Raw genomic sequence first — 11,194 nt, 5'->3', positions numbered from 1 at the left:
GAGTTTATTTGGTGTGTGTACTTTTCAATACCAAAAGTACATTACGAGTTTTTTAGTTGCTTTGAACGAAAGTTCATTTTATTTTTGTTCTTAAGTTGATGGGCATGGGGTTTTACCAGATTTAAAAGCGATTTTGTCTAACCTTGGTTTTCATAGTGATTTAACTACCAATGATTCTATGGTATTTCCAGATAACGTAGAAAAAAATGAAGGAAAAGAAAATTCAACTTTCGTATTTCCAGGTGAAGAAACAAAAAAAACAGGGGATAAAAATTCAACTGTAACATTCCCAGAAGAAGATTTAAAACAGCAAGAAAAAGAAGAGGGATTAATTGTTTTTCCTGATTAATAAAAAAATACTACCTTCCATTTGGAGGTAGTATTTTTTATTTCTTGTCATTAACAAGCAGGCATGAAATTTGTATTTGTTTATCTTTCATAATGAACTTAACCACAAAGTCGAATGTTTGACTGTTAATTAACTTTTTCGTCTCAATCAATTACATGAATCAATCTAGAAATGCTTGCTGCAATGCTTTCAGTCCATCGCTGTATATACCATGAAATAGATTTATTGCCTCTTCATCACTAACTGCAACAGGAGTGAACGTACCAGACCACTCTACTAACGATGTGTTACTTTCAGTACCTTCTTTAACTTGGATTGTAGATAAATAATTAGTGACCGGGAACGGTGCATTCATGATTGAATACGTGTAGTAGCGTTCCTTATCATTGAATACTTCTAAGCGTTCTATAATTGTTTCACCATCTGGATTAGCTAGATGACGTACACGACCGCCTTCAGTTAATTTACTGCTAGGTATATAAGGTAACCAGTCTGGAAGGGAGTTGAAACCTCCGATTAATTGCCATACTTGTTCAGTTGATCCGAAAATTTCCATAGATATAGTAGTATATGCCATGTTCATTACGCTCCTTTTCATCCCGGTATTTACGGGTAAATAATCAGTAGAGAATAAATCGCCCCACTGATTAAAGTTTCACTTTATAGGTCCATAACTTATAGTGAGAACGAATTTTATCGTGGATTTTTTATTTAATATATAATTATAAATTTAAAACTATATACTTTTAATGATTAAATTATATAATAAATATAGAAACGAAAATTTATGAGCAAGGAAGTTGAAAAATATGACATTAACAATGGGCTTTATTGGATTTGGAAAGTCAGCTAACCGCTATCACTTACCTTATGTAAACACGCGTAATAATATAAAAATAAAAACGATTTTTGTACGTCAAATAAATGAAAAATTAGCGGCTCCATATAAGGGAAAAGGTGTTTACTTCACTACTGATTTGGACGAATTGTTGAATGACAAGGAAATTCAAGTGGTGACGGTCTGTACGCCAGCACATACGCATTACGAATTAGCGAAAAAAGTTATACTTGCTGGAAAATCAGTTATCGTTGAAAAACCATTTTGCGATACAGTGGAACATGCGAAAGAATTATTAGCTTTAGGACGAGAAAAAGGTGTAGTAGTTATGCCTTATCAAAACCGCCGTTTTGATGGTGATTTTTTAGCTGTGAAGCAAGTAATTGAACAAGGATTCCTTGGTGATATTATTGAGATTGAATCACATATTGATTATTTCCGTCCTGGTTCAATCACTCATGAAGCTCCAAAAGAAGAAGGTTCATTTTACAGTTTAGGTATTCATACGATGGACCGTATGATTTCACTATTCGGCCGTCCAGATACGGTTACATACGATATTCGTAATAATGAAATGGAAGGTGCGGTTGATAACTATTTCGATGTTGGTTTACATTACGGAAATCAGTTGAAGATTAAGCTGAAAACGAACCATGTCGTAGCAAAAGATTATCCACGCTTTATCGTTCATGGAACAAACGGATCATTTATTAAATATGGTGAAGATCAGCAGGAAAATGATTTGAAAGCGGGTGTTATGCCTGAGAGTGCAGGATTTGGTGAAGATTCACCGATGTACTATGGAGTTGCTAAGTATCGTAATGCAAATGGTGACTGGATTGAAAAACAAATTAAAACGCCACTTGGTGATTACGGTCGTTTCTATGATGCCGCGTATGAAACAATTATAAATGGTGCACCAAAACTTGTGAAAGACGAAGAAGCGGTAACGAATATTGAAATCTTAGAAAATGGATTTGCTGCCCCATCACCTTCAGTTTACAAACTTGAGGCTTTACATTTGAATGAATAGAAGAGAGTTTGCAGTATAAAGGAGGTATGGAAATGGCAAGCGGATCAACACAAGTAAAATACCTCGGCATTTATCAAAAGATTAAACAGCAAATTTTAGATGGTGAATATAAAATCAACGAAAAAATTCCGAGTAGCCCCGTCCTTGCTGAAGAATTTGGTGTTTCAGCCCTTACTATTAAGAAAGCGCTGGATCTATTAGTTAGAGATGGCTACATCATCCGCCGGCGCGGAAGTGGAACAGTGGTGCAAGATTGGCGTCAACAGGAAAAGGCACGAATGATTCAAACTTTAACGGGTACGAAAGCTGTATACGGCAGTGAGGTAGAAAGTAAAATTATCGAGTTTGCGATTGTTGGGGCTGATGAAGTAGTTGCTGAGAAATTGGGAGTTTCAATCGGTGATTTCGTCTATAAAATCATTCGCCTCCGCATCATTCACAGCATTCCGACGATTATGGAGCATACATGGATGCCAATTTCGGTTATCCCAGGTGTTGAGGCTTCTGTTTTAGAGGAGTCGATATACTCACATATTCAAAATAAACTTGGTCTTGAAGTAGGGACATCTGTTGTCAGGGTTAAAGGAATTCGCCCAGATGATAGGGAAAAGCAGTTTATGAACTTAACAAATCAGGATTTCCTAATGCGAGTTGAACAAGTAGCTTATTTAACGGATGGACGAACTTTTGAATATTCTTATGCAGATCATCTACCCGAAACCTTTGAGTTTGAAACAGTCATTACTGCAAAAAATTATAAAGAGATATAAAAATCGGTTGAGGCAAGTATTGTCTCAACTGCTCCTATTATACGTTAATAGAATGAATCCAAGACTTAACATTTGATTTATAGAACTGTAAAGTTTAAAATTACAGTATAGTTTTTAGAAGTGAGTTGTTATCGTCTGTAAAATGTAGATAAATTAAATATTCTCGAATAAATAATATTGCTTGTATTTGATTCTAAACTGTAATTTTTTTTAATACATTTCAATAACCGATGTTTAAAATGTACGTTTCATAACATTAAAGGAGTGAGTTAAATATGGTAATTCTATATACAACAGCAAGCTGTGCCTCATGCCGAAAAGCGAAAGCATGGCTTGAAGAGCATCAAATTGATTATATTGAAAAAAACATCGTATCAAATTCTATGACAGTTGATGAGCTTAAATCGATTCTTCGTTTAACTGAAGAGGGGGCTACTGAAATTATTTCAACTAGATCCAAAACTTTTCAGGACTTAAATATAAATATTGATGAGCTCTCGCTAAATGAATTTTATACATTAATAATTGAGCATCCACTAATGTTACGACGCCCAATTATGCTGGACGAGAAAAGATTGCAGATTGGTTTTAATGAGGAAGAAATTCGTAAATTTTTACCACGTAGCGTTCGAACGTTTTTGAACATTGAATTGCAAAAATTGGCCAATTAATAAGTAGTATTTTTAGAAAAAGTTTTTTGAAAGGAGGAAGCAGAAGATGATTGAAGTATGTGTTACAGTTAATTATAATGATAGAAATTATCAAACAAATGTTATTGTGAGTAAAGATACGATTTGGACAAAAATTAAACAGTTGGCAGAAGAACAAGTGAAGAAACAGTGGAGTGTTTAATTTTATTTTCAACTTAAAAAGCTAAATGAAGTTATCAGATATAGGTGGGACCGGATAGAATATAAGAGAATTAATTTTTTATGGCAAGAAGTATTCTATATGTTTTAACGTTCTAACCTATCTGTAATATTTATGGCTACAGTTAATATATGAGAAACAATATTTTTGATCGTAGGAGGAAAATCATGAACAGCGACTTTACCTTGGCCATACACAGTTTAACTTATTTAGCTTTACAGCCAGATCGGATGTCAACAAGTAATGCTATTTCAGAAAGTGCAGGTGTACATCCAGTACGCATTCGCAAAGTACTAAGTTTGTTAAAAAAACATAAGTTTATACAATCGAAAGAGGGGACTGGTGGCGGTTTTATTTTCGCTCGCGATTTAGATGAAATTAATCTTTGGCATATTTATCAGATAACCTCTGAAGGTGCTTTGCAGCCGAAGTGTCCAGAATCAAACAATCAGTGTGTTGTAGGTTCGAACATGCGAAAAGTTCTTTTCGCTATTTTCTTAGGTGCTGAAGAGCATCTAGGTGAATACTTAAAGAATTATACAATGAAAGAAGTTGTTGACCTTATCAATCAAGAGCGTTAAGCGGGTTAATTATTATATAGCCGTGAGTTCTTAACACTTAAATGTAATGAAAAATATTACAGTATAATTGTTTTTATATCTTTTTTATTGTCACAAAAAATATTTATAGGAAGGTGAAACGGTATGATGTCAAATAATAATCATGTTTTAAAAGTAGGAGATTGGGTTCGTGGAATATCAAATGAAGGTGAATTAATAGTTGGTTATATTGTATCACTTGATGATGTAGAGGATATAGTTACAGTTAGTATTGTGAAACGTGACGGCCAGTACACAATAAACGAAGCGATTTTACTCTTTAGTAAACACGTTAACAAACTCCCTGAATCAAAGGTAATAAATAAGGAACAAATCCTTTATCTTATAGATCTTGCATTATTAACAGGGGATGAAGAATGGTTTATCGAGCTTTCTTCAAAATTAAACTCGATAAAAGAGCTAGTTAATGAGGGATTTTAAAATTTAAACTTTTGAGGGTGCACACAATCCGCCTTATGGAGAGGACACAATTACTTTTCGCATAAAAGGAAATGATGTAAAAACGATTCATTACAAACATAGAGATATTCCTGATAACGATAATTATGTAAATGAGCTGTCCATATGGGGCAGCTTTTTTGTTTTTTACTCAGTGTATCTTTTTAAAATGTATATGAATTCAATATTAATAATATATATCCTAAAATTTGTTTTTTTTATTTTGGAATTTTTTCTTTTTACCTACATTAATTATTTATTAGAATATCTTTTATGTTTAAAATGAAATTTTTTGATAAAGGGGATATAAGTATCTTTATAATGAGTAACCTAGAAAAACAATGTATTATTGTATTTTTTTACTAACTAATTCAGCTTTAAGCGATAAAAACAATGGCTACATGCTAACTGTAAAATATTATCCATATAAAATTATTGCACTTTAATATTTCTGAAAATATAAAAATATTAATTTTATAAATATACACGTTATAATGAGGGCGTCGAGAGAAATTTTATTATCTCTGGAGAAAATATAAAAAATGCGATTACTAGTAAGAAAGGTGTGTGATTAGAGGCGAAATGTATGTAATGTGCTTCAGTGGCTTGTGTAAGCAATATCATCAGTGCTACCGAAGTTATGAAGGTAATGTATAGAATTGAGAAAGAAATGCCTCGCAAATGAAGAGAGGCCGGTTTAGCTAAAATTACTGTTAAAAGTAAAAAAGAGAAACCATTAAAGTAATACACTGTTATTAGAAATGTTGCAACGTATTTATGAAGTCTATTCTATATTGTTCTCTTAAGAGGTCTTTATATAAAGAGCGGATATTACGAGTAAACTTTTTTGTGAACGCTAACAATTATATTAGGACGCTAACTAGCGAATGTTTCAATTTGGATTCATTATGATGAAGGACATACAAAGTGGGGCAACTTGTAAGGAATTCATTTTCCGAAAAGGGAATATTTGTTAGGTGTAAAGAGAGATGCAGGAATAGATACAAGGGGGAGTTATTATATGAACGGGAATACTGCAAAGAAAATAGAAGTTCAAGCTGAAAATACCGCACGAAAAAATGAGCAATATGCAGATCCGAAAAAGTGGCATAAGCAGGATACTACATGGGCACTCAGTCTATTTGGAACTGCAATTGGAGCAGGGGTGCTCTTTTTACCGATTAATGCAGGTTCAGGTGGTTTATTATCTTTACTACTAATTACATTACTTGCATATCCAGTTATGTATTACTCACATAGGGCGCTTGCTAAAATGATATACGCTTCTAATTCTGCTGATGAGGGGATCACAGGTACAATTAGAGAGTATTTCGGAAATAAAGCGAGTATCATTTTTAACATCGTATATTTCGGTTCAATTTATACAATCGTACTAATGTATTCGGTTGCGCTTACAAACACTGCAAGTAGTTTTATCGTGCATCAATTGCACATGCCAGAACCTCCAAGAGCTATTTTATCACTTGTATTAGTTCTTGGTCTTATCGCTATACTGAATTTTGGTCAAGATATTACTGTAAAGGTAATGAGTATGTTAGTGTATCCTTTCATAGTTTCTTTACTTTTTATCGCAATATCTTTAATTCCACAGTGGAATACGTCAATGCTTAGTTTTTCAGCTGTTTCAACTGCTTCAACAGGAACAGGCTATTTTGGAACGATATTGATGATTCTACCAATCATCGTATTCTCATTTAATCATTCACCTATGATTTCATCATTTGTTGTGAAACAGAGAGCTACGTATGGAATCGAAGCCACTGATGCTAAATGTGCGCAAATACAAAAGGTTTGTTATATCATGACATTCGCTGTTGTTATGTTCTTCGTTTGGAGTAGCGCATTGAGCTTGACTCCAGATGATATAAAAATGGCAAAAGAACAAAACTTATCAATTCTTTCATATCTTGCTAATGAGCTTAATTCGCCTGTAATCACTATTGCAGCTCCAATTATTGCTTTTGTGGCTATTACAAAGTCTTTCCTTGGCCATTATATCGGAGCATTTGAAGTAATGCGTGACATGATTATTAAGTTCGGTAAATCACGTGGAAAAGATATTGAAGAAAAAACAATTAAGACAGTAATCCTTACTTTTGTTGTATTATCATGCTGGTTTGTTGCTTATACAAATCCAAGTATTCTTGGACTTATTGATTCTCTAAGCGGTCCATTAGTTGCTGCTATCTTATGTCTATTACCGATGTATGCGATTCAAAAAGTTCCAGTACTAGCTAAATACAAAGGGAAAATGAGTAACGTATTTGTTATTATTGTAGGTGTACTTACTGTCTTAGCAAGTATTAAGTCATTATTCTAATTCACGATTGTTAGTTCTAGTGCAAAATAAAATAAAGCGATTTTGGGACAGGCTTCTCCATTTGGAGAGTTTGTCCCTTTTTAAATGAGTGACAAAAGGTCATCTTTTACATAGTCTCTTTTCGTACATAAGGTTGCTTTATTGAGTGTAATTTTTTGATGATTATGAACAAGCATTCCTTTGGTTAAATGAATATCCCATATGAAACTTTTAGCGAACCGGTTGCTCAATCAACTGTTTTTTATGTTTGTAAGTAGTATTCGGAAGAAAACTTCTATACGAAATGTTTAGCACTAGAGGACATACATTTTTAATGAGTTAAATATAATTCATAATAGCACCAAGAAGAAATGAATACGCTTTACGGTATTAGTTATATGGAAAGACCGCACGATAGGATTGCATAATTTTAAAAGTAGCAATCTGGCATAAAGTGAGTAAGGGGGACAAAGATATGAGTACTTCAAATTTGAATGAAATAAGTAAACAAATTTTAAAAGAGGAGGAAACACTTCAATTTTCCTCTTTTACAAATGAAGATGCCTTGCAACTAGGTTTATTTATCGTTGAAACAGCAAAGCAAGAGGGGAAATTGATTGCTGTTGATATAACGAAAAATGGTGTGCAATTATTTCATTTCAAGATGACAGGGACAAATGAGGAAAATACGAAATGGATTGAGCGTAAAAAACGAGTCGTTTCCCTGCATGATCGTAGCTCGTATTATATGCAGATACAAAGTGAAATAACTGGGGTCTCCTATAATGAAAAATATCTTTTAGATACTTCAGAATACGCTGCGTTTGGTGGATGTTTTCCTATCAGAATAAAAAACGTAGGGGTTATTGGAATGATAACAGTTTCAGGATTACCACCAGAAGAAGATCACGAATTGGTAATAAGGGCAGTTAAAAATCATTTGAAGCAATAGTAAAAATAAATGTGATGGTTAAGTAAAAGCCAAGAATGAACATATTATTGTTCGTTTTTGGCTTTTTATTATTTTTTCTTATAGTCGGCTAAGAGGGTTCTTTTACAGGTAGCACTTAATTTTGCAATGTTCTTTAAATTGCATCGTTTTGTTCGAGTGATCGAAATTGCTGTAATTGAAGATGCTCTAAATTAATGTGAAATTTGGTGATTAAAGTAGCTACATTTCATATTTGTGTAAATATGAAACAAGCAGGATACATGAATAGAGAATGGGTAAAATAGTACCGAATGATGATTAGATTTTATGAATGATGTTATAAGGCTTTTTTTAGGAAAACTGAAAGAAGCAGTGTGTTTAGATTTAGAATGACTGGCAATGGGTGCTAGGAAGTTCAATGATTCAAAAATGAACTCATTTAAACGCATATTATCTTCGAGATGTATCATTTTGAAGAATATTAAAACTTAGGAGGAACGGAATTATGACAAAAGATTTCTATACTGCACTGAAAGAAAGACGTACTTACTATGGGATTAATAAAGAGGTACAAGTATCGGATGAAAAAATTAAAGAAATCGTGGAGTTTGCTGTGAAATATACTCCATCCGCTTTCAATTCTCAAACTGCACGATTAGTTGTATTATTTGGTGAAGCTCATGATAAATTATGGGATATTACCACTGAAACATTAAGAAAAGTAGTTGGAGATGGAGATTTTTCAGGAACGCAACAAAAAATGGATTCTTTTAAAGCTGGTTATGGAACAGTATTATTCTTTGAAGATGAGGCTATCGTTAAATCGCTTCAAGAAAAATTTGCTGCATATGCTGAAAACTTCCCAATTTGGTCACACCAAGCATCAGGTATGCATCAATTAGTCGTGTGGACAGGTTTAGAAGCAGAGGGATTAGGGGCATCATTACAACATTATAATCCATTAATTGACGATGAGGTAAAACAAGAATGGAATGTCCCTACTAATTGGAAACTAATTGCACAAATGCCATTTGGTAATCCAACAGCTGCACCAGGTGAAAAAGAATTCCAACCGCTTGAAGAGCGTGTGAAATTTCATAAGTAACATTCGAATGTAATAAAATGAAAATTTAATCAGTGGTGGTCTTACTGTCTGCAAATAGCAGGGGAAGCTAACTGTATTGTAAAAATAAAACTGTTTATTAATAAAAAAGCTTATTCGTTTTTTTTATTAATCGAGTATGTATGAATAAAAGATTTTAAAACACTATTTTAATCTGTAAGGGAACAAGGTGATCATTTTGATCACCTTGCTTTATTTCTTACATTTTATTTATTAAAAAACGCTAGCTTTTCATAAATGCTTGAAAAATTAGCGTTTTAATAATAGGTATCTGTAATTTGATTACTTAAAACTATATACGAAAAAGCTTTTATGTTATTCCTCAAGTTCTATCCATTCCTGTGACCACTCTTCTATTCCGCGAATAATAGCTTCTAAAGCAAATCCTTTTTGAGTTAAAGAATATTCTATACGAACTGGTGTCTCAGGAAAGACTTTACGTTCGACAATTCCTTCTAGTTCTAATTCTTTCAATCTTTCTGAAAGTAATCTTCCGCTAACAGGAAGAGAAGATTCAAGTGTACAAAAGCGCTGAGATCCAGAAAAAAGTTGGTAAATAATTAGTGCTGTCCATCGTTGACTAAAAAATTTCATTCCTTTTTCAAAGCGAGGGCATAATGTAGAATCATTCATTTTCCTTCACCTCCTAAAATAAATTATATAACATCTTACTATTAGTAACAAATGTTTTTATAATTAATTACTTGACGTAAATTGATTACGAATGTATACTCACTTACATAAAGTAACTAAGTTGTTTTATGTAACTAAAACTCTTTTCTTTAAATGGCCAAAGTTGTAATGATACATATTGCATATAAGCTGAGAGAAAAAAGAATAGCATCTGTAAAAACACTTACGTTGTGTAAGTTAAACAATAAAAAATATAACAATGGAAGAGAATTTTAGAGATTCTCTATACTAGGAGGTACCTAATGGTTACAACAGATACAATTCATATGTTAGAAGATAAAATTCAATTTATACATCAAGATGGAAAGGATATTTATTTAGTAGGCCCTATCAAATTGCCAATTAATTTATATGGGGAGACTAAAGTTTTTCAATGGTATTCTTGGTTACAATGTAGTGAGGTTACAAATAGTGTAGAAGGAATTATCAAAAAACTCTCATCTATTAATTTAGCTGATATGCAGCAATCTAGTGTACTTGTATATGGTGATTTTGAGAATTCTGAAGATGCCCTAATTCGTATGCATAGTATTTGTCACACCGGTGATATCTTTGGTAGTAAACGTTGTGACTGTGGATTCCAATTAAAGCAGTCTTTACAAATGATTACAGAACATGGTTCAGGTGCTTTATTTTACTTAGCGAATCATGAAGGAAGAGGAATTGGCTTGTTTAGTAAAGCTATGACGTACCTCTTGCAAGAAAATGGGTTAGATACAGTAGAAGCTAATCTGAACCTAGGTTTTGAAGATGATGTTCGAAACTATGATGATACAATTGAAGTATTAAAAGCGCTACGCTCAAAACCTGTAAAACTTATTACAAATAATCCGAAAAAATTAGAAGCGTTACAAAAAGCTGGATTAAATGTTACGAGTCGTGAACCGTTATGGGGTGATGTCTCAGAGTTTAATGAGAAATATTTGCAAACGAAGATTCAGCGTTCTGGACATTTTGAAGGGGGACACTTACATGCTTGAGCATGAATTGTATATGAAGCTAGCACTAGAAAATGCCAAGGCTATGAAGGGACAAACGACTCCAAATCCATTGGTTGGATCTGTAATTGTAAATGATAATCGAATTGTAGGGGTCGGAGCACACATCCATCAACTTAAGGTATATTTTCAAACAAAATGCGGTCTTTCCATATAGTTTTTTATTATCTTTTGTAGATTTTATAAAAGCGGGCATATCAAATAAACCCTG

At 33.1% G+C, this 11,194-nt stretch carries 12 protein-coding genes and 3 pseudogenes; 13 read left to right on the top strand and 2 right to left on the bottom strand.

Features of this window, described 5'->3' with window-relative positions:
- Window positions 1-97: 97 nt before the first annotated feature.
- Window positions 98-349 (top strand): annotated as a pseudogene (locus tag ACS2CR_RS31670) (collagenase); the annotation flags it as partial.
- A gap of 160 nt (window positions 350-509) precedes the next feature.
- Here the strand turns inward: ACS2CR_RS31670 and ACS2CR_RS31665 are convergent.
- Window positions 510-926: an SRPBCC family protein gene (locus tag ACS2CR_RS31665; protein ID WP_000332044.1), complete on the bottom strand. Its 417-nt coding sequence runs from the start codon at window positions 924-926 to the stop codon at window positions 510-512.
- A gap of 232 nt (window positions 927-1,158) precedes the next feature.
- Between ACS2CR_RS31665 and ACS2CR_RS31660 the strand changes: the two genes are divergently transcribed.
- The 10 genes and pseudogenes from ACS2CR_RS31660 (at window position 1,159) to ACS2CR_RS31615 (ending at window position 9,274) form a co-directional block, all read left to right on the top strand.
- Window positions 1,159-2,220, top strand: a complete 1,062-nt coding sequence (locus ACS2CR_RS31660; RefSeq protein WP_000176647.1) for an oxidoreductase — start codon at window positions 1,159-1,161, stop codon at window positions 2,218-2,220.
- A 32-nt stretch (window positions 2,221-2,252) separates the two neighbouring features.
- Window positions 2,253-2,990 carry a GntR family transcriptional regulator gene (locus tag ACS2CR_RS31655; protein WP_000146278.1) on the top strand — a complete coding sequence of 246 codons (738 nt, stop codon included), beginning with the start codon at window positions 2,253-2,255 and terminating at the stop codon, window positions 2,988-2,990.
- 275 nt (window positions 2,991-3,265) lie between these two features.
- Window positions 3,266-3,661: a transcriptional regulator SpxA gene (spxA, locus tag ACS2CR_RS31650; RefSeq protein WP_000236189.1), complete on the top strand. Its 396-nt coding sequence runs from the start codon at window positions 3,266-3,268 to the stop codon at window positions 3,659-3,661.
- A 46-nt stretch (window positions 3,662-3,707) separates the two neighbouring features.
- Window positions 3,708-3,842 (top strand): BA3454 family stress response protein, encoded by a 135-nt coding sequence (locus tag ACS2CR_RS31645; RefSeq protein WP_000573532.1) that lies wholly within the window; start codon window positions 3,708-3,710, stop codon window positions 3,840-3,842.
- A 185-nt stretch (window positions 3,843-4,027) separates the two neighbouring features.
- Window positions 4,028-4,441 carry an Rrf2-family transcriptional regulator SaiR gene (gene saiR, locus ACS2CR_RS31640; RefSeq protein WP_001083465.1) on the top strand — a complete coding sequence of 138 codons (414 nt, stop codon included), beginning with the start codon at window positions 4,028-4,030 and terminating at the stop codon, window positions 4,439-4,441.
- 123 nt (window positions 4,442-4,564) lie between these two features.
- Complete coding sequence (locus tag ACS2CR_RS31635; RefSeq protein WP_000987462.1) at window positions 4,565-4,900, top strand: IDEAL domain-containing protein; 336 nt, start codon at window positions 4,565-4,567, stop codon at window positions 4,898-4,900.
- Window positions 4,901-4,907: 7 nt separating this feature from the next.
- Window positions 4,908-5,021: pseudogene (locus tag ACS2CR_RS31630) on the top strand (DUF3888 domain-containing protein); the annotation flags it as partial.
- 918 nt (window positions 5,022-5,939) lie between these two features.
- Complete coding sequence (locus ACS2CR_RS31625; protein ID WP_001014190.1) at window positions 5,940-7,259, top strand: aromatic amino acid transport family protein; 1,320 nt, start codon at window positions 5,940-5,942, stop codon at window positions 7,257-7,259.
- A gap of 454 nt (window positions 7,260-7,713) precedes the next feature.
- Window positions 7,714-8,190 (top strand): heme-degrading domain-containing protein, encoded by a 477-nt coding sequence (locus ACS2CR_RS31620; RefSeq protein ID WP_000107937.1) that lies wholly within the window; start codon window positions 7,714-7,716, stop codon window positions 8,188-8,190.
- Window positions 8,191-8,674: 484 nt separating this feature from the next.
- Entirely contained in the window at window positions 8,675-9,274 is a 600-nt protein-coding gene (locus tag ACS2CR_RS31615) for a nitroreductase family protein (protein WP_053512633.1), read from the top strand.
- Between the two features lie 333 nt (window positions 9,275-9,607).
- Here the strand turns inward: ACS2CR_RS31615 and ACS2CR_RS31610 are convergent, their stop codons facing one another.
- Window positions 9,608-9,925 carry a winged helix-turn-helix transcriptional regulator gene (locus tag ACS2CR_RS31610; protein WP_001000104.1) on the bottom strand — a complete coding sequence of 106 codons (318 nt, stop codon included), beginning with the start codon at window positions 9,923-9,925 and terminating at the stop codon, window positions 9,608-9,610.
- A 302-nt stretch (window positions 9,926-10,227) separates the two neighbouring features.
- On the opposite strand from ACS2CR_RS31610, the gene ACS2CR_RS31605 reads away from it, so the two are divergent.
- Window positions 10,228-10,965, top strand: a complete 738-nt coding sequence (locus ACS2CR_RS31605; RefSeq protein ID WP_053512632.1) for a GTP cyclohydrolase II — start codon at window positions 10,228-10,230, stop codon at window positions 10,963-10,965.
- A pseudogene (locus tag ACS2CR_RS31600) lies at window positions 10,958-11,092 on the top strand (bifunctional diaminohydroxyphosphoribosylaminopyrimidine deaminase/5-amino-6-(5-phosphoribosylamino)uracil reductase RibD); the annotation flags it as partial. The gene ACS2CR_RS31605 and the pseudogene ACS2CR_RS31600, both read left to right, overlap by 8 nt.
- Window positions 11,093-11,194 lie beyond the last annotated feature (102 nt).

This window comes from Bacillus cereus group sp. BceL291 (assembly GCF_051776705.1).
In the GTDB taxonomy this organism is placed as follows: Bacteria; Bacillota; Bacilli; order Bacillales; family Bacillaceae_G; genus Bacillus_A; species Bacillus_A cereus.
Note: the sequence above shows the minus strand (reverse complement) of the source record. Positions and strands in the feature narration are given on the sequence as shown.